This is a genomic window from Pseudomonas sp. v388 (genome assembly GCF_003935425.1).
GTDB lineage: Bacteria > Pseudomonadota > Gammaproteobacteria > Pseudomonadales > Pseudomonadaceae > Aquipseudomonas.
In genome coordinates this window covers 14,248-36,697 of sequence record NZ_RHQN01000002.1, presented here as the reverse complement: position 1 = coordinate 36,697, position 22,450 = coordinate 14,248, and the positions used below count along the sequence as shown (strand labels likewise).

The 22,450-nt window shown below is 61.0% G+C and carries 22 protein-coding genes; 15 read left to right on the top strand and 7 right to left on the bottom strand.

All coding sequences use genetic code 11. The features are described from left to right. Positions 1-74 precede the first annotated feature (74 nt). The 4 genes from purE (at position 75) to EGJ27_RS04265 (ending at position 2,849) form a co-directional block, all read left to right on the top strand. On the top strand, positions 75-566 hold the full coding sequence (purE, locus tag EGJ27_RS04280; RefSeq protein ID WP_125829491.1) for a 5-(carboxyamino)imidazole ribonucleotide mutase: 492 nt from the start codon (positions 75-77) through the stop codon (positions 564-566). An 8-nt stretch (positions 567-574) separates the two neighbouring features. Next, positions 575-1,657 carry a 5-(carboxyamino)imidazole ribonucleotide synthase gene (locus tag EGJ27_RS04275; protein ID WP_125829490.1) on the top strand — a complete coding sequence of 361 codons (1,083 nt, stop codon included), beginning with the start codon at positions 575-577 and terminating at the stop codon, positions 1,655-1,657. 249 nt (positions 1,658-1,906) lie between these two features. Then, on the top strand, positions 1,907-2,155 hold the full coding sequence (locus EGJ27_RS04270) for a GlsB/YeaQ/YmgE family stress response membrane protein (RefSeq protein ID WP_125829489.1): 249 nt from the start codon (positions 1,907-1,909) through the stop codon (positions 2,153-2,155). A gap of 160 nt (positions 2,156-2,315) precedes the next feature. After that, entirely contained in the window at positions 2,316-2,849 is a 534-nt protein-coding gene (locus tag EGJ27_RS04265; RefSeq protein WP_125829488.1) for a DUF3299 domain-containing protein, read from the top strand. A 14-nt stretch (positions 2,850-2,863) separates the two neighbouring features. Here the strand turns inward: EGJ27_RS04265 and EGJ27_RS04260 are convergent, their stop codons facing one another. After that, complete coding sequence (locus tag EGJ27_RS04260; protein ID WP_125829487.1) at positions 2,864-3,781, bottom strand: D-hexose-6-phosphate mutarotase; 918 nt, start codon at positions 3,779-3,781, stop codon at positions 2,864-2,866. A gap of 90 nt (positions 3,782-3,871) precedes the next feature. After that, the gene (locus EGJ27_RS04255) at positions 3,872-4,273 is read right to left on the bottom strand and encodes an acyl-CoA thioesterase (protein ID WP_125829486.1); all 402 of its coding nucleotides are present in this window, start codon (positions 4,271-4,273) and stop codon (positions 3,872-3,874) included. Positions 4,274-4,713: 440 nt separating this feature from the next. On the opposite strand from EGJ27_RS04255, the gene EGJ27_RS04250 reads away from it, so the two are divergent. The 8 genes from EGJ27_RS04250 (at position 4,714) to EGJ27_RS04215 (ending at position 15,208) form a co-directional block, all read left to right on the top strand. Then, on the top strand, positions 4,714-6,003 hold the full coding sequence (locus EGJ27_RS04250; RefSeq protein ID WP_125829485.1) for an MFS transporter: 1,290 nt from the start codon (positions 4,714-4,716) through the stop codon (positions 6,001-6,003). A 164-nt stretch (positions 6,004-6,167) separates the two neighbouring features. Continuing rightward, the gene (locus EGJ27_RS04245; protein WP_125829484.1) at positions 6,168-7,166 is read left to right on the top strand and encodes a phosphate ABC transporter substrate-binding protein PstS family protein; all 999 of its coding nucleotides are present in this window, start codon (positions 6,168-6,170) and stop codon (positions 7,164-7,166) included. Positions 7,167-7,304: 138 nt separating this feature from the next. Beyond that, the gene (locus tag EGJ27_RS04240; RefSeq protein WP_125829483.1) at positions 7,305-9,590 is read left to right on the top strand and encodes an ABC transporter permease subunit; all 2,286 of its coding nucleotides are present in this window, start codon (positions 7,305-7,307) and stop codon (positions 9,588-9,590) included. A 69-nt stretch (positions 9,591-9,659) separates the two neighbouring features. Next, positions 9,660-11,276, top strand: a complete 1,617-nt coding sequence (gene pstA / locus EGJ27_RS04235) for a phosphate ABC transporter permease PstA (RefSeq protein ID WP_177522966.1) — start codon at positions 9,660-9,662, stop codon at positions 11,274-11,276. 70 nt (positions 11,277-11,346) lie between these two features. Further along, complete coding sequence (pstB, locus tag EGJ27_RS04230) at positions 11,347-12,180, top strand: phosphate ABC transporter ATP-binding protein PstB (RefSeq protein ID WP_125829481.1); 834 nt, start codon at positions 11,347-11,349, stop codon at positions 12,178-12,180. 105 nt (positions 12,181-12,285) lie between these two features. After that, positions 12,286-13,047, top strand: a complete 762-nt coding sequence (gene phoU, locus EGJ27_RS04225) for a phosphate signaling complex protein PhoU (RefSeq protein WP_125829480.1) — start codon at positions 12,286-12,288, stop codon at positions 13,045-13,047. Positions 13,048-13,250: 203 nt separating this feature from the next. Beyond that, on the top strand, positions 13,251-14,147 hold the full coding sequence (locus EGJ27_RS04220; protein WP_125829479.1) for a response regulator: 897 nt from the start codon (positions 13,251-13,253) through the stop codon (positions 14,145-14,147). A 158-nt stretch (positions 14,148-14,305) separates the two neighbouring features. Further along, a complete protein-coding gene (locus EGJ27_RS04215) occupies positions 14,306-15,208 on the top strand; it encodes a M23 family metallopeptidase (RefSeq protein WP_125829478.1) in 903 nt (300 codons plus the stop codon). A gap of 46 nt (positions 15,209-15,254) precedes the next feature. Here the strand turns inward: EGJ27_RS04215 and EGJ27_RS04210 are convergent, their stop codons facing one another. The 3 genes from EGJ27_RS04210 to phoB all read right to left on the bottom strand — a co-directional run bounded on the left by EGJ27_RS04210 (position 15,255) and on the right by phoB (position 18,781). Further along, complete coding sequence (locus tag EGJ27_RS04210; protein ID WP_125829477.1) at positions 15,255-16,595, bottom strand: hemolysin family protein; 1,341 nt, start codon at positions 16,593-16,595, stop codon at positions 15,255-15,257. Between the two features lie 112 nt (positions 16,596-16,707). Continuing rightward, positions 16,708-17,994: a phosphate regulon sensor histidine kinase PhoR gene (phoR, locus tag EGJ27_RS04205; protein WP_256672699.1), complete on the bottom strand. Its 1,287-nt coding sequence runs from the start codon at positions 17,992-17,994 to the stop codon at positions 16,708-16,710. A gap of 97 nt (positions 17,995-18,091) precedes the next feature. Continuing rightward, positions 18,092-18,781, bottom strand: a complete 690-nt coding sequence (phoB, locus tag EGJ27_RS04200) for a phosphate regulon transcriptional regulator PhoB (RefSeq protein WP_002555882.1) — start codon at positions 18,779-18,781, stop codon at positions 18,092-18,094. A gap of 160 nt (positions 18,782-18,941) precedes the next feature. Here phoB and EGJ27_RS04195 point away from each other — a divergent pair, with 160 nt between their 5' ends. Beyond that, positions 18,942-19,319 carry a hypothetical protein gene (locus EGJ27_RS04195; protein ID WP_125829475.1) on the top strand — a complete coding sequence of 126 codons (378 nt, stop codon included), beginning with the start codon at positions 18,942-18,944 and terminating at the stop codon, positions 19,317-19,319. A gap of 32 nt (positions 19,320-19,351) precedes the next feature. Here EGJ27_RS04195 and ubiA read toward each other — a convergent pair whose 3' ends face one another. Both ubiA and EGJ27_RS04185 read right to left on the bottom strand, forming a co-directional pair. Beyond that, positions 19,352-20,242: a 4-hydroxybenzoate octaprenyltransferase gene (ubiA, locus tag EGJ27_RS04190; protein WP_125829474.1), complete on the bottom strand. Its 891-nt coding sequence runs from the start codon at positions 20,240-20,242 to the stop codon at positions 19,352-19,354. Continuing rightward, positions 20,242-20,802 (bottom strand): chorismate lyase, encoded by a 561-nt coding sequence (locus EGJ27_RS04185; RefSeq protein WP_125829473.1) that lies wholly within the window; start codon positions 20,800-20,802, stop codon positions 20,242-20,244. Before EGJ27_RS04185 ends, ubiA begins: the two co-directional genes overlap by 1 nt. A gap of 185 nt (positions 20,803-20,987) precedes the next feature. Here EGJ27_RS04185 and EGJ27_RS04180 point away from each other — a divergent pair, with 185 nt between their 5' ends. Beyond that, positions 20,988-21,155, top strand: a complete 168-nt coding sequence (locus tag EGJ27_RS04180) for a rubredoxin (protein ID WP_054086059.1) — start codon at positions 20,988-20,990, stop codon at positions 21,153-21,155. Between the two features lie 24 nt (positions 21,156-21,179). Further along, on the top strand, positions 21,180-22,328 hold the full coding sequence (locus tag EGJ27_RS04175) for an NAD(P)/FAD-dependent oxidoreductase (RefSeq protein WP_125829472.1): 1,149 nt from the start codon (positions 21,180-21,182) through the stop codon (positions 22,326-22,328). Positions 22,329-22,450: the final 122 nt, after the last annotated feature.

The following is a 22,450-nucleotide window of genomic DNA, read 5'->3' as shown; positions in this document are numbered from 1 at the left end:
AAGCCACGCCGGTCACCCCGCGTGGCTTGTTTGTTTTTTGCAGCGCCTGCGGGCGCCTGATGAGAGGCACGACGATGAGCGCACTGGTTGGCGTGATCATGGGTTCCAAGTCCGATTGGTCCACCCTTAGCCACACCGCAGATACGCTGGACAAGCTCGGCATCCCTTACGAAGTCAAGGTGGTCTCAGCCCACCGGACGCCGGACCTGCTGTTCCAGTACGCCGAAGAAGCCGAAGGCCGAGGCATCGAAGTCATCATCGCCGGCGCCGGCGGCGCAGCGCATTTGCCGGGCATGTGCGCAGCCAAGACGCACCTGCCGGTCCTGGGCGTTCCGGTGCAGTCCTCGATGCTGTCGGGTGTCGATTCCCTGCTGTCGATCGTGCAGATGCCGGCCGGCATTCCGGTCGCCACCCTGGCCATCGGCAAGGCCGGCGCGATCAACGCCGCTCTGCTGTCAGCCAGCATCCTGGGCGCCAAGCATCCACAATTCCATGCAGTGCTGAAGCAATTCCGTGCTGATCAGACAGACAGCGTTCTGGGCAACCCGGACCCGCGCGACGCCTGAGGTTTTTCATGAAGATCGGTGTAATCGGTGGCGGCCAGTTGGGTCGCATGTTGGCTCTGGCGGGTACACCGCTGGGGATGAACTTCGCTTTTCTCGACCCGGCGCCGGACGCCTGCGCCGCTGCGCTGGGTGAACATCTGCGTGCCGACTACGGCGATCTCGACCACCTGCGCCAGCTGGCCGACGAGGTGGATCTGGTGACCTTCGAGTTCGAAAGCGTACCGGCTGAAACGGTGGCTTTCCTCTCGCAGTTCGTGCCGGTCTACCCGAGTGCCGAAGCCCTGCGCATCGCCCGTGACCGCTGGTTCGAGAAGAGCATGTTCAAGGACCTCGGCATTCCGACGCCGGAGTTCGCCGATATCCAGTCCCAGGCCGATCTGGACGCTGCGGTAGCGAGTATCGGTCTGCCCGCAGTCCTGAAAACCCGTACGCTGGGTTACGACGGCAAGGGGCAGAAAGTGCTGCGCACGGCGGCTGATGTGGTGGGCACTTTCGCCGAGCTGGGCAGCGTGCCTTGCCTGCTGGAAGGCTTTGTGCCGTTCACCGGTGAAGTGTCGTTGATCGCCGTGCGGGGTCGTGACGGGGAAACCTGTTTCTACCCGCTGGTGCACAACACCCACGACAGCGGCATCCTGCGTCTCTCCATCGCCAGCACCGATCACCCGTTGCAGGCGCTGGCCCAGGATTATGCTGGCCGTGTGCTCAAGCAGCTCGATTACGTCGGCGTGCTGGCGTTCGAGTTCTTCGAGGTCGACGGTGGCCTGAAGGCCAACGAGATCGCGCCGCGTGTGCATAACTCCGGGCACTGGACCACCGAAGGCGCTGAATGCAGCCAGTTCGAGAACCATCTGCGGGCGGTTGCCGGTCTGCCGCTGGGGTCGACTGCCAAGGTCGGCGAAAGCGCGATGCTCAACTTCATCGGTGAAGTGCCGGCTGTGGATAAAGTGCTGGCGGTGCAAGACTGCCATCTGCATCACTACGGCAAGGCGTTCAAGGCAGGCCGCAAGGTCGGCCATGCCACGGTGCGCAGCGCTGACCGTGCCACCCTTGACCGTCAAGTCAAGCAGGTTGAGGCGTTGATCAAAATCTGATCAGCCTTGGTAGCTTTTACCCGTAGGAGTCAGCTTGCTGGCGAATACGAGCCGCGTCTGTGCCGATCTCTTCGCCAGCAAGCTGGCTCCTCCGTCGTGCAGGGGGCCGCTCGCTGGCGACGGCATTTCTGGAGGATGTTGTCTGCAAAGGCATGCTTTCCGGAACCATTCCAACCCTCTGTTCTCAGATACCAGTAACAACGCTGCAATCAGGCGTTTGTGTGTCCAATTCATACAGAGGGAAATGGCATGGGTATTATCGGAACCATCTTCATTGGCTTGATCGTCGGCCTGCTGGCCCGGTTCCTCAAGCCTGGCGATGACAGCATGGGTTGGATCATGACCATTCTGTTGGGTATCGCCGGTTCGCTGGCTGCAACGTATGGCGGCCAGGCAGTCGGTTTCTACAAGGCAGGCGAGGGTGCAGGTTTCCTCGGCGCGTTGGTAGGCGCGATCATTCTGCTGGTCCTGTACGGGCTGATCAAAAAGAAAGCCTGATCCCCTGGCAGTAGCATCCGCTCAGCCCTTGCCCGTTCGCGTGCAGGGGCTGCTGCGTTTTTGACCTGTCGCAAAGCTGTTTCTACGACGAAAGAGCAAGGTGCAAGCCCCGCCCGCGCATTAGAATACGCGGCACTTTTCGCCCTCCCGAGCACTGTCCATGCGTCGCTTTGCGTTCATTACCCTGTTGTTGCTATCCGGGCTCGCCCAAGCCGAGGTACCTGAAACCGACTGGCTCGAGCTGATGCCCCCGTCCGATCAGCAGGCACTGGAAGCTATGCCGGAAATCGACCACGACTCGCCGGAGGCCATGGGCACGTTCGACAGCAAGGGCGGACTGAAGCAGAGCAAGGGCTTGCCCGCGGTGATGTACTCGACCAAAACCGTGGCAGCGATGAACGGCAAGAACATTCGCCTTGGTGGTTATCCGGTTCCGCTGGAAACCGACGCCAAAGGCAACGCTACCCTGTTTTTCCTGGTGCCGTATCCGGGCGCCTGCATCCACGTGCCGCCTCCACCGCCCAACCAACTGGTGCTGGTGCGTTATCCCAAGGGTGTGAAGCTCGATGATATCTACGTGCCGCTGTGGGTAACGGGCACGTTGAAGATAGAGAAGGTCAATAATGATCTGGCCGACGCGGCCTATGCGATGGATGCGTCAAAGGCCCGGGTCGTTGTCGAATCGGACCTCTGACGCCTTGGCAGCGCTTATTCCGGCAGCGCTTCGGCCCAGATGCTCACGGCCATGACGTGCATTTCGTCCGGCGCCAGTGTCACCACGTCATCGAGCACGTTGGCGGTTTCGACACAGACCATCCGCTGCCAGCCGTCGGCAGCCATGTCAGTGAATTTCCTGGTCTTCTCGATCCACGGATTCCACAGGATGGCCGAGTTCGAGCCGGAGGTGTGGACCTGAATCCGCCGCTGCCATTGTGGGTCGACAATGCTCAGCAGATTCGGCGTATCGAGGTAGATGCGGTCGGTTTCGCCGCCGAAGGTCAGGTCACCGGCCTGCTCGCGCTCTTCCCAGTTTTCAAGGGTTTCGATGTAGCGCAGGCCGTTCAGCCCTTCGATGCTGATCTGACGGACATCGCTGACCGCGAAGTAGGTGTGCAGCGCCTGGCTCAGGGTCACGGTTTCACTGCCGCCGTTGTAGCTGACCAGACTGACGTTCAGCGCCTGGTCCATGCGGATGCTCAGCTTGAGCGCGACGTTGTGCGGCCAGCCGGGCAACTGGCCTTCGGCCTGCGGCAGCACCAGTTCGACCAGCAAGGCGTCGCCGTCTTCACCCACGCCCAGTAATTCCCAGTTCAAGGCGCGCACTTCGCCGTGGGCCTTGGCCGGCTCGCTGCTCTGGCGCATGGCCTGCACGCTGTCGGGATTGCGCTCCAGATTACCGAACCACGGCCAGCAGATCGGCATGCCTGCACGAACCGGCTTGCCTTGCTTGAACACGGCCTCGTCATTCAGCCAGATCAGCGGTTCCTGACCGTCGACCTGATAGCTGAGGATCTGCGCGCCTTGGCGGGCGACCAGCAGTTCGGCGTTGCCGTGGCGAATCCGCCAGCATTCAAGTTCGTCGAACTGGACCGATTCGATGGAGGGTTCAGCCGGAAGTGTGGACATGCGTAGTTCTCGCTCAAGGACTGTGACGGAGATAGACCCCTCTACAATCGTCGAGTTTAACCGACTGCCCGGCAAATACCCGAACGGCGATCAGCGCCGTGCGGGCACCGAGCGTGTCCTGCCGCTGCCGTCGATAGCCACGAAGACGAACACCGCCTCGGTCACCTTGCGCCATTCGCTGGTCAGCGGATCGTCGCTCCAGACCTCGACCATCATCTTGATCGAGGTGCGGCCCACTTCCAGGGTTCGGGTATAGAAGGACAATTGCTCACCAACGGCAACCGGGACCAGGAACGCCATGCGGTCGATGGCAACGGTGGCAACGCGTCCGGCGGCCACTTTGCTGGCCATCGCGGTGCCGGCCAGGTCCATCTGGGAGACCAGCCAGCCGCCGAAGATATCGCCAAAGCCGTTGGTTTCCCGCGGAAGTGCGGTGATTTGCAAGGCAAGGTCGCCTTGCGGAGTTGGATCTTCCTGTTCGAGCTCAATCATGCCTAGGGTGCCTCTGACCCATGACTCTCATTATTTTTGTCGCGGTTGACAGGGCCATTTGAAACCCCGGGCGTGAAGGTTGTGCGATCAGTGCACGTCCCACGCCCGGAAGGCGCCTGAAGGGAAACTCTGCGAAAACCGCTGATTCAGACGTTTTCGCACAAATTCCCAATGCCGGTGACAGCCTGCGAGTATATCGGCCGCAACGTCACAGGACGACCGTTGGGTCTTCATTTTGCCGTTGCACTGTTCTAATCATGTGTTTTTTGAAGCAATTTGCTATCTTGCCTGACCCTTACAGGTAACAAGATCACCTGTACAGGCAATTTTGGTGCCCACCCGCACAATTGCCGCCGGACGATCGCTTCTGCATGCCACCCCGCCGCAGCCAGCGTAGCTGTCGCTTGCCCATTCAAAGAAAGTTAAGAGAAGCCCTTGTCATGTCATCCGTACCTTCAAGCGCTGCGCAACCGGCGCGGCCGTTGACCCGAAGCGATTACAAAACTCTGTCGCTCTCTGCCCTGGGTGGGGCGCTGGAGTTTTACGACTTCATCATTTTCGTGTTTTTTGCCGCCGTCGTCGGGAAGCTGTTCTTCCCGGTAGACATGCCGGACTGGCTGCGCATGATGCAGACCTTCGGCATTTTTGCCGCCGGTTACCTCGCGCGGCCGCTGGGTGGCATCATCATGGCGCACTTCGGTGACCTGTTGGGGCGCAAGAAGATGTTCACCTTGAGCATTTTCATGATGGCCGTTCCGACCTTGATCATGGGCTTGCTTCCGACCTATGCCCAGATCGGGATGTGGGCGCCTATCCTGTTGCTGCTGATGCGCGTCATTCAGGGCGCTGCCATCGGCGGTGAAGTGCCGGGCGCCTGGGTGTTCGTGTCCGAGCACGTGCCGGCACGTTACGTCGGTTACGCTTGCGGCACGCTGACGGCCGGGCTGACTGCGGGCATTCTTCTGGGTTCTCTGGTGGCCACGGCCATCAACAGTATCTACACCCCGGTGGAAGTGTCGGACTACGCCTGGCGGATTCCCTTCCTGCTGGGCGGTGTGTTCGGCCTGATGTCGGTCTACCTGCGTCGCCTGCTGCACGAAACCCCGGTGTTCGCCGAGCTGCAACTGCGCAAGGCGCTGGCCGATGAAGTGCCGCTCAAGGCCGTGCTGCGCGACCATCGTGGGGCAGTGGCGCTGTCCATGCTGATGACCTGGCTGCTGTCGGCCGGCATCATCGTGGTGATCCTGATGACGCCGACCATTCTGCAGACCATCTATGGTTTTCCCGCAGCGACTGCCCTGAAGGCCAACAGCCTGGCAATCGTGTTCCTGAGCCTGGGGTGCATCGGCGCCGGCGCGCTGGCCGACCGCTTCGGCGCAGGTTGGGTGTTCCTGTTGGGAAGCGCCGGTCTGCTGGTGAGTTCCTGGACCTTCTATCACATCCTGGGTGATAACCCCGGCGTGCTGTTCCCGCTCTATGCGTTGACCGGCCTGTTCGTCGGCACCATCGGTGCGGTTCCGTATGTCATGGTCAAGGCATTCCCGCCGGTGGTGCGTTTCTCCGGCCTGTCGTTCTCCTACAACCTGGCCTACGCCATCTTTGGTGGCCTGACCCCGATGGTGGTGACGTTCATGCTCAAGTCCAGCCCGATGGGGCCGGCGTGGTATGTCGCGATCCTGTGCGGCATGGGCATGGCGATCGGCGTGTACCTGCTGTCGAAGAAGCGCTGAGCCATCGCCGACAGCATTCGGCGGACAATCATGCGTGATATACAAAGGCCACCCTCTTTTGAAGACGGTGGCCTTTTTTCATCTTATTGTCACAATCAGTTCATAAAGTGTTCATGCGATGAGCAAAATATTGATCGTGGATACTCTCCTTAGGAGCGCGTGGCATGACACTCAAGAACCTGATGACCGCCCTGACGTTCGTTGCCGCTGGTGTTGCGGCAGCCAATTCGTTCGCCGCCGTTGATCCCGCGATCAAGTCCTACACCAAGACCAGCGGCGTTTCAGGCAACCTCTCGAGTGTAGGTTCCGATACGCTGGCGAACCTGATGACCTTGTGGGCCGAGGCCTACAAGCGAGAATACCCTAGCGTGAACATCCAGATTCAGGCGGCCGGTTCTTCGACGGCACCGCCCGCGCTGACCGAAGGCACCGCCAACCTCGGCCCGATGAGCCGCAAGATGAAGGACGGTGAGCTGTCGGCGTTCGAGCAGAAACATGGCTACAAACCCACGGCCATCCCGGTGGCCGTCGATGCCCTGGCCGTGTTCGTTCACAAAGACAACCCGATCAAGGGGCTGACGCTGCAGCAGGTGGACGCGATTTTTTCCTCCACCCGCCTGTGCGGCGCCAAGGCCGATGCCAAGACCTGGGGCGACGTCGGCGTGACCGGCGACCTAGCAGGCAAGCCGATTCAATTGTTTGGCCGCAACTCGGTCTCGGGCACTTACGGCTACTTCAAGGAAGAGGCGCTGTGCAAAGGCGACTTCAAGGCCAACGTCAACGAGCAGCCGGGTTCGGCATCGGTGGTCAGTTCCATCAGCAGTTCGCTCAACGGCATCGGTTATTCAGGTATCGGTTACAAGACATCGAGCGTCAAAACCGTGCCACTGGCCAAGAAGGAAGGCGGCGCCTTTGTCGAAGACAACGAAGCCAACACCTTGAACGGCACCTATCCGCTGTCGCGTTTCCTGTACGTTTACGTGAACAAGGCGCCCAACAAGCCACTGGCGCCACTGGAGGCTGAATTCCTCAAGCTGGTGCTGTCTCGTCAGGGACAGGAAGTGGTCATGAAGGACGGTTACATCCCATTGCCGTCGCGGGTCGTTGAAAAAGCCCTGGCGGATCTGGGGCTGCAGAACGCCAGTGGTGTCGCGGCGAAGTAGTTGAATTTATCAGCGAGGCTCAAGGATGGGTCTTGTCGTCAATCGAATGGTCCGCTGCCAATATCCATGGGCGGCGGGCTTTTTTGCGTCACCCTGCTGTAACGAATCTGTCATACGGGGCGCCTACGGTATCTGTGCATGAATGAGCTGGCCAAATCCACCACCGACGAGCGTTCGCTGCCCAAGCGTATCGACTTCAATACGCCGCAGATGCAGCGCAAGCGGCGTGTCCGCGCCCTGAAGGATCGCGTGACGCGGTGGTACGTGGCGGTGGGTGGCCTGGCGGTGCTCGCGGCCATCACGCTGATCTTCTTTTACCTGGCCTACGTCGTCGCTCCGTTGTTTCAGGGCGCGAGCCTCACGGCCCGGAATCCCCTCAGCGCCCCGTGGATGCAGGACGCGGGCAATCCGCTGATGATCACCATCGAAGAGCAGAACCAGGTCGGGATGCGCATTTCCGACAAGGGCGAAATGGTCTTCTTCGATCTGGAGAGCGGCGCCCAATTGCAGCGCCTGAGCGTGCCGTTGCCGGCCGGCGCAAAAGTGGTGTCCATCGGCAAGGACCAGCCCGGCGCACCGTTGATCGCACTGGGTTTGTCCAACGGCCAGGTGCTGGTGTTTCGCCACATCTACAAGACCACCTATCCCGATAATCGCAAGACCATCACGCCCAGTGTCGTCTGGCCGTATGGCGAGACACCGCTGGTGCTGGACGAGCAAGGGCGGCCGGTCGAGCACGTTACGCTTACCGCGGATGGCGAGCGTCTGAAGCTGGCCGGCGCTACCGGCACTCAGTTGCATGTGCTGGCGATCGAACAGACCGAAAACATGATGACCGGCGAGATGACCAGCGAGCAGACGCGTATCGAGCTGCCGCAGACCTCTGCCACGGTCAAGGCCATCTACATCGATCCGCGTCAGCAGTGGCTGTATGTCATCAATGGGCGGGCGCAGGCGGACGTGTTCAGCCTGCGCGACAGCACCCTCAACGGCCGCTACAAACTGCTGGAAGACGCCAACGCCGAAATCACCGCCAGCACGCAGCTGGTTGGCGGTATTTCGCTGGTGATCGGCAACTCCAAGGGCGGCATGGCCCAGTGGTTCATGGCTCGGGATACCGACGGCGAACCACGCTTCATGCATGTTCGCGATTTCAGGATGAGCGATGCGCCGGTCATGCAGATCAAGTCGGAGCAGCGCCGCAAAGGGTTCATTGCCGTGGATGCAGCCGGCCGGCTCGGCGTGTTCCATAGCACTGCGCATCGCACGCTGCTGGTGGACAAGGTTGCAGAAGGCCCCGGCATTCTGGCGATGTCCCCGCGCGCCAACCACATTCTGCTGGAGAGCGGCGGCAAGATCCTGCCGTTCACGCTGGACAACCCGCACCCGGAAGTGTCCTGGAGTTCGCTGTGGGGCAAGGTCTGGTATGAAAACTACGACAAGCCGCAGTACGTCTGGCAGTCCACGGCGTCCAACTCCGACTTCGAACCCAAGCTGAGCCTTGCCCCACTGACCTACGGCACCCTGAAAGCGGCGTTCTACGCCATGCTGCTGGCCGCACCGCTGGCGGTTGCCGCGGCGATCTACACGGCGTACTTCATGGCGCCGGGCATGCGCCGCAAGGTCAAGCCGGTGATCGAGCTGATGGAAGCGATGCCCACGGTCATCCTGGGTTTCTTCGCCGGACTGTTCCTGGCGCCGTATCTGGAAGCTCATCTGCCCGGCGTCTTCAGCCTGCTGCTGCTGACGCCTATCGGCATTCTGCTGGCGGGTTTCGCCTGGGCGCGGCTGCCTGACTCGATTCGCCTGCGGGTGCCTGACGGCTGGGAAAGCGCGCTGCTGATTCCGGTGATTGTGCTGGTGGGCTGGTGCTCGCTGAGCATGAGCCCGCACCTGGAGAACTGGTTGTTCGCCGGAGACATGCGCACCTGGATCAGGGAAGACCTGGGCATCACCTTCGATCAGCGCAACGCACTGGTGGTCGGCATCGCCATGGGCTTCGCCGTGATCCCCAATATTTACTCCATCGCCGAAGACGCCGTGTTCAGCGTGCCGCGCAGCCTGACGCTGGGTTCGCTGGCGCTGGGTGCAACCGCCTGGCAGACGCTGACACGAGTCGTGATCCTGACGGCCAGTCCCGGCATCTTCTCGGCGTTGATGATCGGCATGGGCCGTGCGGTCGGGGAAACCATGATCGTGCTGATGGCCACCGGCAACACACCGATCATGGACATGAACCTGTTCGAGGGCATGCGCACGCTGGCGGCCAACGTGGCGGTGGAAATGCCCGAGTCGGAAGTGGGTGGCAGTCACTATCGCGTGCTGTTTCTGGCCGCGCTGGTGTTGCTGGTGTTCACCTTTGTGATGAACACCTTCGCAGAGCTGATCCGTCAGCGCCTGCGCAAGAAATACTCGTCGCTTTAAGGAAGGCAGAAGTTCGTGAAACGCAACTCCGTCAAAGGCTGGTTCAAAAGCGGTGCTCCCGGCATCTGGATGAGTGCGGGCGCGGTGTCGATTGCCGTGATCATGACCATCGGCCTGCTGGCGGTCATTGCCGTGCGCGGCCTGGGCCATTTCTGGCCGGCCGACCTGGTGGCCGCGCAGTACGACGTACCGGGCCAGCCGGGCATGCTGGTGGTAGGCGAACGGGTCGACAGCGAACAGGTTCCCCTGGCGCGCCTCAAGGGTGCCGGCTTGCCGGTCCCCGACAACGGCCCGGAATTCATGACCCGCGAGCTGTTCAAGGTCGGCAACCGTGATCTCAACCCCAGCGACTTCACCTGGGTCGTTGGCGAGTGGCTGACTCAGCAGACCCTTCCAGCGCACTTGATGACAGTGGAACGCCGCGAGTGGGGCAACTTCTACGGCTATCTGGTCAATGTGAAGGAAAACGGACAGGTCGTTGCCGAAGGCGAAGCGGCCTGGGCGACGCTTCAGGAGCGCATCCAGCGGGTCGAACGCCTCGCCGACGAGCTTTATGCCCTCGAGCGCCAGGACATCGGTGCCATCAACCATGGCATCGAGCGCTTGCGTCTTCAGGCGCGCAAGCTGGAGCTGGACGGCGCGCTCGACGCTGCGGCACAGGCCGACATGGCCGCCGAACGTGCCGAACTCGATGCCCGTTACAACGCCATCGAGCAGCAGCTGAGCGCACTGCATCTGGCCGTCGACCGCGACAGCCTGACGGCGCGTGACGCCAACGGCAGAGAAATCGAGATCAACCTGGGCAAGGTGGTGCACGCCTATCAGCCCAACAGCATGGGGACGCTCACCAAACTGGGCTTCTACTTCCAGAAGCTCTGGGAATTCCTCAGCGAAGAGCCGCGTGAGGCCAATACCGAAGGCGGTATCTTCCCGGCGATCTTCGGTACGGTGATGATGACCCTGATCATGGCCGTGATCGTGACGCCGTTCGGCGTGCTGGCTGCGGTGTACCTGCGTGAATACGCACGCCAGGGGCCGATGACCCGCTTGATTCGTATCGCGGTCAATAACCTGGCCGGCGTCCCGGCCATCGTCTATGGCGTGTTCGGCCTGGGCTTTTTCGTTTACGTATTGGGGGGTTCGCTGGACAGGCTGTTCTTCCCCGAAGCACTGCCGGCACCGACCTTCGGCACGCCCGGCCTGTTGTGGGCGTCGCTGACCCTGGCGCTGCTGGCCGTGCCGGTGGTCATCGTCGCCACCGAGGAAGGTCTGGCGCGGATTCCCTTGAGCCTGCGCGAAGGCTCGCTGGCGCTGGGTGCCACCAAGGCTGAAACCCTGTGGAAGATTGTGCTGCCGATGGCCAGCCCGGCAATGATGACTGGCCTGATCCTGGCCGTGGCGCGTGCTGCGGGCGAGGTGGCACCCCTGATGCTGGTGGGCGTGGTCAAGCTTGCACCCTCGCTGCCGCTGGACGGTAATTACCCTTATCTGCACCTGGACCAGAAGATCATGCACCTGGGCTTTCATATCTACGACGTTGGCTTTCAGAGCCCCAACGTCGAGGCTGCCCGTCCGCTGGTCTATGCCACGGCGTTGTTGCTGGTGCTGGTCATCGCTCTGTTGAACCTGTCGGCGGTCGCCATTCGCAACCACCTTCGGGAAAAGTACAAGGCGCTGGACAACTGATCCGAGAGTACCGCCCCCGAACACGAGCAGGGCGGTCCGATGAAACGAATGGTTCGCACAGGAGCAAACCATGCAGCACGATAGCCCCACTCAAGGCGTGAACATGTCCTCTTTGAGACGCACCAAGCAAAGCCTGCACCTGGCCGACGAAACCGTGGCGATCGAAGTGCCGGGGCTGAATCTGTTCTATGGTGAGAAACAGGCGCTGTTCGATATCACCCTGAACATTCCCAAGCAGAAGGTCACTGCGTTCATCGGCCCGTCCGGCTGTGGCAAGTCGACGCTGCTGCGCACCTTCAATCGCATGAACGATCTGGTCGATGGCTGTCGAGTCGAAGGCGCTATCAACCTTTATGGGCACGACATCTATACCCGTGGCGAGGAAGTCGCCGAGTTGCGGCGTCGGGTGGGCATGGTGTTCCAGAAGCCCAACCCGTTCCCCAAGACCATCTACGAAAACGTGGTCTATGGGCTGCGTATCCAGGGCATCAATAAAAAACGCATGCTCGACGAAGCCGTCGAGTGGGCGTTGAAAGCCGCTGCATTGTGGGACGAGGTCAAAGACCGGTTGCATGAATCGGCCTTGGGCCTGTCCGGCGGTCAGCAACAGCGTCTGGTGATAGCCCGCACCATTGCCGTCGAGCCGGAAGTCTTGCTGCTCGACGAGCCTTGCTCGGCACTGGACCCGATTTCAACCCTGAAAGTTGAAGAGCTGATCTACGAACTGAAATCCAAATACACCATTGTGATCGTTACCCACAATATGCAGCAGGCGGCTCGGGTGTCGGACTACACCGCGTTTATGTACATGGGCAAGCTCGTCGAGTTTGGTGATACGGATACCCTGTTCACCAATCCGGCAAAAAAACAGACGGAAGACTACATCACCGGTCGTTACGGCTAGGTTCTGTACGAAATGTCATTTCGTGCACAACCTAGGACGTGCTTCGTCAGACCTGAACCACCGCTGCGTTTTCGCATTTAACCGGACGTTCCAAGGACACCCAGCATGATCCACAAAGACAGCCATACGCATCACATTTCCCAACAGTTCAACGCTGAACTCGAAGACGTTCGCAGCCATTTGCTCGAAATGGGTGGGCTGGTCGAAAAGCAGGTCAACGATGCCGTGACCGCGCTGATCGAAGCCGATTCCGGCCTGGCGCAACGCGTTCGGGAAGTTGACGACCGGATCAACCAGATGGAGCGCAACATCGACGAGGAATGCCTGCGCATCCTCGCCCGTCGCCAGCCGGCGGCTTCCGACCTGCGGTTGATCATCAGCATTTCCAAGTCGGTGATCGATCTGGAGCGCATCGGTGACGAAGCGACCAAGATCGCCCGTCGTGCCATCCAGCTGTGCGAAGAAGGCGAGGCGCCGCGCGGCTACGTGGAAGTGCGTCATATCGGCGACCAAGTGCGTAATATGGTCCGCGATGCGCTGGACTCGTTCGCCCGCTTCGACGCCGAGCTGGCGTTGTCCGTCGCGCAGTACGACAAGGTCATCGACCGTGAGTACAAGACCGCATTGCGCGAGCTGGCCACCTACATGATGGAAGATCCACGCTCGATCTCCCGCGTACTGAACGTGATCTGGGTACTGCGCTCGCTGGAGCGCATCGGCGACCACGCACGCAACATCTCCGAGCTGGTCATCTATCTGGTACGCGGAACCGACGTGCGCCACATGGGCCTCAAGCGCATGAAGGAAGAAGTGCAGGGTATCTCGAGCGAAACCGCTAATGTTCCGGGCGCCGCTGACGATAAGTAAGATTGCCTGCGAAATAAACGCCCGGCCTGTGCCGGGCGTTTTTCATTCCAGGCGCGAATTCCAGGCCGCCCGCGAACTTAATGTGCCGGCGCAGCCAATCAATATGGCAGTTGGCTATGGGTCAACGCTATGCTTGCCGAAACAAAGGGCGTGTTGGCATACCGCAGTTCGCCTTCGTGGTGAACACGTCCGCAGGAGCGTCGATGAGTAAGGTCAGTGTGTTGGTGGTGGATGACGCGACGTTCATTCGCGACTTGGTAAAAAAAGGGCTACGCAACTACTTTCCCGGCATTCATACCGAGGATGCGGTCAACGGCCGCAAGGCCCAGGCAGTGTTGAGCAAAGATACGTTCGACCTGATTCTGTGCGACTGGGAAATGCCCGAGATGTCCGGTCTTGAGCTGCTGACCTGGTGTCGGGAGCAGGACAACTATCTGAAAACCGTTCCTTTCATCATGGTGACCAGCCGTGGCGACAAGGAAAACGTCGTGCAGGCCATCCAGGCCGGCGTGACCGATTTCGTCGGCAAGCCGTTCACCAACGAGCAACTGTTGTCCAAGGTCAAGAAAGCCCTGGCCAAGGTCGGCAAGCTGGACGCCGTGATGTCCTCCGGCCCGGCACGCATGAATTCGCCGCTCAACGATTCCCTGAGCGCGCTGACCGGCGGCAAGGCGGAAGTGGTTCGTTCGGCTCCGGCCGGCGCTCCTGCTTCGGCAGGTATTGCCCGAGCGCCCGCCGTTCCTGCCAAGTCGGCAGAGCCGGCCGGCCGTGGGCAAGGCCAATTGCGTTTGCCCAACGGCATTCAGTCTTGCGTGATCAAGGCGCTGAGCCTCAAAGAAGCGTTGCTGGTGGTGCGTCGCAGTGACAGCCTGCCACAGATCCTCGACAGTGCCGTTCTGGACCTGGAGCAGGGCGAGAGCAACGAAATCGCACGGCTCAACGGTTATCTGCAGGGCATTTCTGCGTTCGAGCAGAAGCCGGACAGCGAGTGGCTGCAAGTGACCTTCCGCTTCGTCGACCAGGATGCGCAGAAGCTTGATTACCTGTCCCGTCTGATCGCCCGCGGCACCGCACAGAAACACTTCATACCGGGCGCCTGACGGCCCGCTGGGGCGGCCTGAGCACAGGCCTGCCCCATTCGACGCTTTGACGCGGACTTCTTGACGGCCGGTCTGTTGCCGATTGATACCCGCGATTCCTCTTTTGTCCGCAACGCTGCTAGGCTTGGCTCCTTCGCCACCGACTCCGAACTGCCCTGATGCTCGAACGCTTATTGATCCTGCTTGCCCTGACGCTGGTCGCGCAATCGGCCGGGGCTGTCACGATCTATAAATTCACCGATGCCGATGGGGTTGTCTCGTTCACCGACCGTCCCACCCGCGGGGCGTCGGTCGTGGTGTTCAGGGATCGCATGGTCGAGCGCTTCGACCGGCAGGTTCATCTGAGCATCAAGCGCGACAAAGGCGCTCACAGCCTGTATGTGCGCAACGATTTGTATGCGCCGGTCGAGGTCGAGCTGAAACTCTCCAATCTCAAGAACGTGCTGGGGGTGACCGGTTCATCTTCCATGCTTCGGCGCACCATTGCTGCGCGCAGTACCGAGCGCCTGGTGGTGCTCAGTCCCAAGGTGGCGAGCAAGGCGATGAACTACGCCTCGATGCTGACCACGGCGCTGGGCGATCCGAAAGGTATTGCCCATGCCTACAAATACCCGCTGCCGTGGATCGGCGGACCCTTTCGCCTGACCCAAGGCCCCAATGGCAAATACAGCCATTACGGCCCCAAGGGACGTTACGCCATGGATATCGCCATGCCGGTGGGCACGCCGATTATCGCGGCACGTGCCGGGACCGTGGTCAAGATCGAGAACAACCAGTCCGGCCGAGGTTCGAACTCGTCGGGCAATTTCGTGCGGATTCTGCATGACGACGGCACCATGGGCGTCTATCTGCACCTGATGCTGGGCTCAGTGGTGGTCCAGGAAGGGCAACGGGTCAGCGTGGGCAACTCGTTGGCGCGCTCGGGTAACACCGGCAACAGCACCGGCCCGCATCTGCACTTTGTAGTGCAGCGCAACACCGGTCTGGCGCTGGAGTCCATCCCTTACGAATTCGCTCAACCGGTACAGAGCCTGCCCAATTTCGCGGTGGGTGGGAATTAGCCGACACCTGCTTTGATACTGTGGGAGCGGTCCGCTCCCACAGGCATCAATCGAGCTTCAGCACCTTGGCCAGCACGATTTTCGGGCCTTTCATCTTCTTGATGATGATTCGCAGCCCTTCGACTTCCATCTGCTCTTCTTCTTCCGGAACCCGCTTGAGGGTTTCGTAGATCAGGCCGGCCAGAGTTTCGGCCTCGATGTGGTCCAGGTCGATGCCCAGCAGGCGTTCGACCTTGAACAGCGGAGTATCGCCGCGCACCAGCAGCTTGCCCGGCTGGTAGGCCAGGATGCCGCGCTCGACCTTGCGGTGTTCGTCCTGAATGTCACCGACCAGCACTTCCAGCACATCTTCCATGGTCAGATAGCCGATGACCTTGCCGTCGGCTTCCTCGACCAGCGCGAAGTGCGCGCCACCCTTGCGGAACTGCTCCAGCAGCTGTGAGAGCGGCATGTGGCGCGAGACACGCTCCAGTGGGCGGGTCAATTCGGCCAGGTTGAAAGACTCGGGAATGTGATCCAGGTCCGCCAGTTCGAGCAGCAGATCCTTGATGTGCAGCAGGCCGACGAACTCGCCACGGTCGGCGTCGTAGACCGGATAACGGCTGAACTTGTGGCGGCGGAACAGGGCCAGGATTTCCTTGAGCGGGGCGTTGAAATCCAGGGTTACCAGATCTTCCCTGGAGTTGGCCCAGTCGACGACTTCCAGCTCGCCCATCTCTACCGCAGAGGCCAGTACGCGCATGCCTTGGTCGCTTGGGTCCTGACCACGGCTGGAGTGCAGGATCAGCTTGAGTTCGTCACGGCTGTAATGGTGCTCGTGGTGAGGCCCTGGTTCACCCTGGCCGGCAATGCGCAGGATGGCGTTGGCGCTGGCATTGAGCAGATAGATGGCCGGATACATCAGCCAGTAGAACAGGTACAGCGGTGCGGCGGTCCACAGCGACAGCAGCTCTGGCTTGCGGATGGCCCACGACTTGGGCGCCAGTTCGCCGATCACGATGTGCAGATAGGAAATGATGAAGAAGGCAGTGAAAAAGGAGATGCCTTTGATCAGTTCAGGTGTGTCTACGCCCATCGCTGCGAGCAACGGCTCAAGCAGGTGCGCGAAGGCGGGTTCACCCACCCAGCCCAGGCCGAGGGAGGCGAGGGTGATACCCAGTTGGCAGGCCGACAGATAGGCATCCAGCTGCCCGTGAACCTTGCGCAGGATATGCCCGCGCCAGCCGTTCTTGTCGGCGATGGCCTCGACCTTGGTCGAGCGCAGTTTGACCATGGCGAATTCGGCCGCAACGAAAAAGCCGTTGAGCAGTACCAGAAACAGAGCGAAGAGAATCATGCCGAAATCGGCGAACAGGGAAGCCAGGTTGAAACTAGGGGAAGGGTCCATGGTGGGGTTTTACGGGGTCCGTATGGTCTTGAAAGAGGTGACGCTGCGCCGGGCTCACGCCCTGACAAACGCGCCATGAGCGAGGCAATGTAGCGGCTGCAAGCCAGCTTGCCTAGTAGCCCGCTTCCCCTTCGCCGGGTTTGGCCAGTTGCACGGGCGCAAAATGGCAGGTAAAGACGCTGCCTTTGCCGGGAACACTGTTGATCTCCAGCGTACCGCGATGTCGTAGCAGGACATGCTTGACGATCGCCAGTCCCAGGCCCGTACCGCCGGTATTGGACGCGCGGCTGGTGTCGACGCGGTAGAAACGCTCGGTCAGGCGCGGCAGGTGCTTGGTCTCGATGCCGATGCCCGAATCCTGCACGCTCAGGTGCGCACCACGGCCGTCTGCCCACCAGCGAATCCGGATCTGTCCTTCAGCCGGCGTGTACTTCACCGCGTTGAAAATCAGATTCGAGAACGCGCTGCGCAGTTCGGTCTCACTGCCTTTGAGGTGCATGTCGCTCTCGACCTCCAGCACGATAGTCTGGTTCTTGCCACCCGAAAGTGCCTGAGCGTCATTCTTGATGGTCTTGAGCAGTTCCGCCGCATTGACCGGGTAGTTGTCGGACGGATAGTCGGTGGCTTCAAGCTTGGCGAGCAGCAGCAGGTCATTGAGCAGCGTCTGCATGCGCCCGCCTTGCTGATGCATCTGCTGCAGCGCGCGGACCCAGCGCGGGTTCACTTCATCGACGTTATCCAGCAGCGTTTCCAGATAACCGAAGATCACCGTCAGCGGCGTGCGCAGCTCGTGGGACACGTTGGCCACGAAGTCCTTGCGCATTTGTTCCAGCTGGTGGATGCGCGTGACATCACGCACCAGCATCAGGTGTTCATTGTTGCCATAGCGAGTGATCAGCAGCTGGATACGCATGTGATCGTTGCTGGGAGACGGGATTTCCAACGGTTCGGCGTAGTTGCCCTGCGCGAAATATTCCTTGAAGCGTGGATGGCGCACCAGATTGGTCACCGGCTGGCCGCTGTCCTGAGGTGTCTTGAGGCCCAGAAGGGTTTCGGCGGCGCGGTTCCACCATTCCAGGTTGCCGTCGCTGTCGAGCATGATTACCGCGTCCTTGAGAGCGGCAGTGGATTCTTGGACGCGATCGATGACCGCCTGCAGACGGCCCCGGACGCGTTGGTCACGGCGTTGCAGATGATAGATGCTATCGAAGACTTCACCCCACAGGCCGTAGCCATCGGGTGGTGGCTCGTCGGCCTTGTGGCTGCTCAGCCATTCATGCAGGCGCAGCAGTTGCTTGAGGGTCCAGGCCAGATAAAGACCCAAACCGACGGCCAGGCTCCAGCCGTATTCCCCGCTGATCAGCCCGACCAGCAGGCAGGCAGTGACCAGCAGCAACATGTGGCGTATCAAGGTGCCGTGCCAATTCTGGTTCAATTAAAGGTACATCCTTGTCTGGTACTTCCCGGCTATCGCGCCGGGCGTGCGATGACGGCGCTCAGCTTTTGGTGGAAAAGCGATAGCCGGTGCCGCGCACGGTTTGTACCAGATTTTCGTAAGCATCACCCAGCGCCTTGCGCAGTCGCCGAATGTGAACGTCCACGGTGCGTTCCTCGACATAGACGTTGCCCCCCCAGACTTGATCCAGCAGTTGGCCGCGTGTGTAGGCGCGCTCCTGATGGGTCATGAAGAATTGCAGCAGACGGTATTCGGTCGGCCCCATCTCCGCCGGCTTGCCGTCGATAGTGACGCGATGGCTGATCGGATCGAGCAACAGGCCGCCCACTTCGATCGGCGCTTCGCCATCGGTCGGCCCGGCTCGGCGCAGGACCGCCTTGAGGCGTGCGACCAGTTCGCGAGGCGAGAACGGCTTGGTGATGTAGTCGTCGGCACCGACTTCCAGGCCCTGGATCTTATTGTCCTCTTCACCCTTGGCGGTCAGCATGATGATCGGGATATCCCCGGTCAGTTCGTCACGCTTGAGGCGCCGGGCCAGTTCGATGCCCGAAGTGCCGGGCAGCATCCAGTCGAGCAGGATCAGGTCCGGCTTGCGATCGACGATGATTGCGTGGGCCTGCTGCGAGTTCTCGGCTTCAATACAGTCATAGCCGGCCATTTCCAATGCAACGGCGATCATTTCGCGAATAGGCGCTTCGTCGTCAACGATCAGGATGCTCCTGCCAGCCATGCTTGAACCTCTTGTCATTTAACTGTCTTGGGGCGCATTAGATAACGGAATTATTGCAGTCGTGTGACAGGTTGCGAGGAGGCTAGCACGGTATCCGAACGCGAGGCTAAGCTTGGTCGACCTGGCTGTAGTGGTTCCACAACAACAAGAGGACGTACCGATGGCTAATTTACCTGCTGCATTGAAGGGCCTGCTGGCGGCGGCGTTGCTGGCCTCGTCCGGCATGGCGCTGGCCGCCGAGCCGGCGATGGTGGAGGGCGGCAAGCTGGTCGATCATGAAGGCATGACGTTGTACACCTTCGACAAGGACACGGCCGGCAAGTCCGCCTGTAACGACCAATGCGCTGCCAACTGGCCGCCGCTGGCGGCCGAGGCCGACAGTTCGGCGCAAGGCAAGTGGACGGTCATTACCCGTGACGACAAGACGCGGCAGTGGGCCTATGACGGCAAACCGGTCTACACGTTCAAGAGTGACAAGAAAGCCGGGGACGTGGAAGGCGATGGCAAGGGCGGGGTCTGGCACGTTGCCAAACCCTGAACCCGGACGAGCGGCCGGCCCGTGTCGGCCGCTCAGCGGAGTGCGTAATCGGCGACGATCCCCAGGAAAATCGCCAGCCCCGCCCAATGATTGTGCAGGAATGCCTTGAAGCAGGCGTCCCGTTCGCGCAGTCGGGTGCTCCAGAATTGCCAGGCAAAACACCCGGCGGCCACCACCAGGCCCATATAAAAGAACGTCCCCAGCTCGAAGCGCGCCCCGGCCAGCGCCAGGCAGAACAGCGCCAGGCCTTGAAGGGTAACAATGATGACCCGGTCGGCGTCGCCGAACAGCACGGCGGTGGATTTGACGCCGATCTTCAAGTCGTCATCGCGATCCACCATGGCGTAGTAGGTGTCGTAGCCGACGGTCCACAGCAGATTGGCAATGTACAACAGCCATGCGGCGGCGGGCAGTTCACCGGTTTCGGCAGTGAACGCCATGGGCATGCCCCATGAAAACGCGGCGCCCAGCACCACTTGCGGGTAGTAGGTATAACGCTTCATGAACGGGTAGCAGGCCGCCAGCGCCAGGCCGCCGAAGGACAGCCACACTGTCGTCGCGTTGGTCATCAATACCAGCAGAAAACTCAGCCCCACCAGTACCGCGAACAGCACCAGGGCTTCGCGGCTGCTGACCCGGCCGCTGACCAGTGGCCGCTGCTCGGTGCGCTTGACGTGGCCGTCGACCTTGCGGTCGGCGTAATCGTTGATCACGCAGCCTGCGGCACGCATCAGAAACACGCCAATGACGAAAATCATGACGTTTGCCAGCGATGGCGAACCTTTACCGGCGATCCACACTGCCCACAACGTGGGCCACAGCAGCAGATAAATACCGATCGGCTTGTCCATGCGCGTCAACTGGATGAAGTCCCAGGCGCGGGGGGTGATTCGATTGAAGGATTTGAGCAGGGACTGGTACATCAGCGGTGTTCCTTGGTCTGAATCGCGTTCCACAGGTTGGGCAGGAAAACTTCCGCCACGACCACGCTCAACGGTCCCCGGCTGAAAAGCGAGCGGCGCGCCCACAGCCCCTGGGCGGCGTCGGCCGTCGGCAGCCAGGCCGCCGGGTAGCGGCATATCTGGAGAGGGCCGCGCGCGAATGCCGGATCGCTGAACAACAACTCGCCCAGCGAGCGCGTGCCCAGTTCATCCATGTGCAGGCCGCCCGCCTGCAAGGCGCTGCGTGCCGCGACACTGCGAGCGAATACCCACTTGTCACCGTGACCGCGCAGATACACTTCGCGCACCCAGCCTTCACTGGCAGCGGGCAGACCCAGCGCGGCGCACTCGTCGTCGCGTAGCGGTTGCCAGCCTTCCAGCAATGGGGTCACGCTGAAGCCGTTGTCGGACAAGCGCGTAAGACGGCGGGTCAGGGAGTCCTGATTGAACAGCCAGTCGAGCATCGACGGCGCGGGAGCGTCGATCAGTTGCTCGCGCTCAAGCCAGGAAGGGGACGGAAACGCTGGGCTTTGCTGGGTCACGGTAAGCGATTATCGGCAATCATCGAGGGCGCGAGCTTAGCACGATTGCCATGGCCGACCGACGACCGGGGTTGCGTTCACTGACACAATCAGACTTGCATCCGGGCGCCCCGATCAGTACAAACCCCGTTCAGGCGGCAAACGACCGCCACGCCGTAATAACCGAGCCTCAAGAGAACCGAATCATGAAGAAGTGGCAATGCATTGTCTGTGGCCTGATCTATAACGAAGCCGACGGCTGGCCGGATGACGGGATTGCGCCGGGCACGCTCTGGCAAGACGTCCCGGAAGACTGGCTGTGCCCGGATTGCGGAGTCGGCAAGATCGACTTCGAAATGATTGAAATCGCCTGATCCCCTTTGTCCTTAGGAAGAGTAATGAGCGCACCTGTCGTCATCATCGGTACCGGTCTTGCGGGTTACAACCTCGCTCGGGAGTTTCGCAAGCTGGACAGCGACACCCCGCTGTTGCTGATCACGGCCGATGACGGTCGTTCCTATTCCAAGCCGATGCTCTCCACCGGCTTCGGCAAGAACAAGGATGCCGACGGCCTGAGCATGGCTGAGCCGGGCGCGATGGCCGAGCAGCTGCGCGCCGAGATCCGCACCCATACGCGGATCAGCGGCATCGATCCGGGCCACAAACGGGTCTGGCTGGGCGAAGAAGCGGTGTATTACCGAGATCTGGTCCTGGCCTGGGGCGCCGAGGCCATTGAGGTGCCGATACAGGGCGACGCGGCCGACGCCGTTTTCCCAATCAACGATTTGCAGGACTATGCGCGTTTTCGTGCGGCGGCCGCCGGCCAGCGCCGGGTGCTGATCCTGGGCGCGGGCCTGATCGGGTGTGAGTTCGCCAACGACCTGATCCTGGGCGGCTACGAAGTCGATCTGGTAGCGCCTTGCGAGCAGGTCATGCCGACCCTCTTGCCGGCGCCTGCCGCCAACGCCGTCCAGGCCGGACTCGAAGCACTGGGCGCGCGGTTTCATCTGGGCCCGGTGCTGACGCGCCTGGAGCGTACCGATGCCGGTCTCGAGGCACATTTGTCCGATGGACAGGTCATCGGCTGCGATCTGGTGGTTTCGGCCATCGGACTGCGTCCAAGAGTAGAGCTGGCCGCAGCTGCCGGTCTGCAGATTGGTCGCGGGATTCTGGTTGACCGTCATCTGCGGACTTCCCACGCCAATATCCATGCCTTGGGTGATTGCGCAGAGGTCGACGGACTGAATCTGCTGTATGTCATGCCGCTGATGTCGTGCGCCCGGGCCTTGGCCCAGACGCTTTCCGGCGTGCCGACGAGCGTCAAGTACGGGCCGATGCCCATCACAGTGAAGACTCCGGCCTGCCCGCTGGTGGTCTCGCCGCCACCGCGAGGCCTGGACGGTGTCTGGAGCGTAGAAGGGCAGGGGCTTGATATCACCGCCTTGTGCCATGGGCCTGAGGGCCAGTTGCTGGGTTACGCGCTGACCGGAACGGCCGTTATGCAAAAACTCGCTCTAAACAAGGTGCTTCCCGCACTGCTGAGCTGATTTCGGTTCGTTTTGTCGGATAGCCCGCTCTTTTCTTTCGAATATCGCGCCGCATGTACTGGCGCGGGCTTCGGCGGCATGCCATTCTCGTTCACGTCTGCCGCAACGTAGAGCCGTTGCGG

Excerpts from the sequence above, each read along its gene's own strand:
- ubiA (WP_125829474.1), bottom strand. The coding sequence starts at position 20,242 with ATGTACCAGTCCCTGCTCAAATCCTTCAATCGAATCACCCCCCGCGCC.
- EGJ27_RS04210 (WP_125829477.1), bottom strand. The coding sequence starts at position 16,595 with ATGGACCCTTCCCCTAGTTTCAACCTGGCTTCCCTGTTCGCCGATTTC.
- phoU (WP_125829480.1), top strand. The coding sequence starts at position 12,286 with ATGATCCACAAAGACAGCCATACGCATCACATTTCCCAACAGTTCAAC.
- EGJ27_RS04175 (WP_125829472.1), top strand. The coding sequence starts at position 21,180 with ATGAGCGCACCTGTCGTCATCATCGGTACCGGTCTTGCGGGTTACAAC.
- pstB (WP_125829481.1), top strand. The coding sequence starts at position 11,347 with ATGCAGCACGATAGCCCCACTCAAGGCGTGAACATGTCCTCTTTGAGA.
- phoB (WP_002555882.1), bottom strand. The coding sequence starts at position 18,781 with ATGGCTGGCAGGAGCATCCTGATCGTTGACGACGAAGCGCCTATTCGC.
- EGJ27_RS04255 (WP_125829486.1), bottom strand. The coding sequence starts at position 4,273 with ATGATTGAGCTCGAACAGGAAGATCCAACTCCGCAAGGCGACCTTGCC.
- EGJ27_RS04215 (WP_125829478.1), top strand. The coding sequence starts at position 14,306 with ATGCTCGAACGCTTATTGATCCTGCTTGCCCTGACGCTGGTCGCGCAA.
- EGJ27_RS04260 (WP_125829487.1), bottom strand. The coding sequence starts at position 3,781 with ATGTCCACACTTCCGGCTGAACCCTCCATCGAATCGGTCCAGTTCGAC.
- pstA (WP_177522966.1), top strand. The coding sequence starts at position 9,660 with ATGAGTGCGGGCGCGGTGTCGATTGCCGTGATCATGACCATCGGCCTG.
- EGJ27_RS04240 (WP_125829483.1), top strand. The coding sequence starts at position 7,305 with ATGAATGAGCTGGCCAAATCCACCACCGACGAGCGTTCGCTGCCCAAG.
- EGJ27_RS04245 (WP_125829484.1), top strand. The coding sequence starts at position 6,168 with ATGACACTCAAGAACCTGATGACCGCCCTGACGTTCGTTGCCGCTGGT.
- EGJ27_RS04195 (WP_125829475.1), top strand. The coding sequence starts at position 18,942 with ATGGCTAATTTACCTGCTGCATTGAAGGGCCTGCTGGCGGCGGCGTTG.
- EGJ27_RS04180 (WP_054086059.1), top strand. The coding sequence starts at position 20,988 with ATGAAGAAGTGGCAATGCATTGTCTGTGGCCTGATCTATAACGAAGCC.
- phoR (WP_256672699.1), bottom strand. The coding sequence starts at position 17,994 with ATGTTGCTGCTGGTCACTGCCTGCCTGCTGGTCGGGCTGATCAGCGGG.
- EGJ27_RS04275 (WP_125829490.1), top strand. The coding sequence starts at position 575 with ATGAAGATCGGTGTAATCGGTGGCGGCCAGTTGGGTCGCATGTTGGCT.
- EGJ27_RS04250 (WP_125829485.1), top strand. The coding sequence starts at position 4,714 with ATGTCATCCGTACCTTCAAGCGCTGCGCAACCGGCGCGGCCGTTGACC.
- EGJ27_RS04220 (WP_125829479.1), top strand. The coding sequence starts at position 13,251 with ATGAGTAAGGTCAGTGTGTTGGTGGTGGATGACGCGACGTTCATTCGC.
- EGJ27_RS04270 (WP_125829489.1), top strand. The coding sequence starts at position 1,907 with ATGGGTATTATCGGAACCATCTTCATTGGCTTGATCGTCGGCCTGCTG.
- EGJ27_RS04265 (WP_125829488.1), top strand. The coding sequence starts at position 2,316 with ATGCGTCGCTTTGCGTTCATTACCCTGTTGTTGCTATCCGGGCTCGCC.
- purE (WP_125829491.1), top strand. The coding sequence starts at position 75 with ATGAGCGCACTGGTTGGCGTGATCATGGGTTCCAAGTCCGATTGGTCC.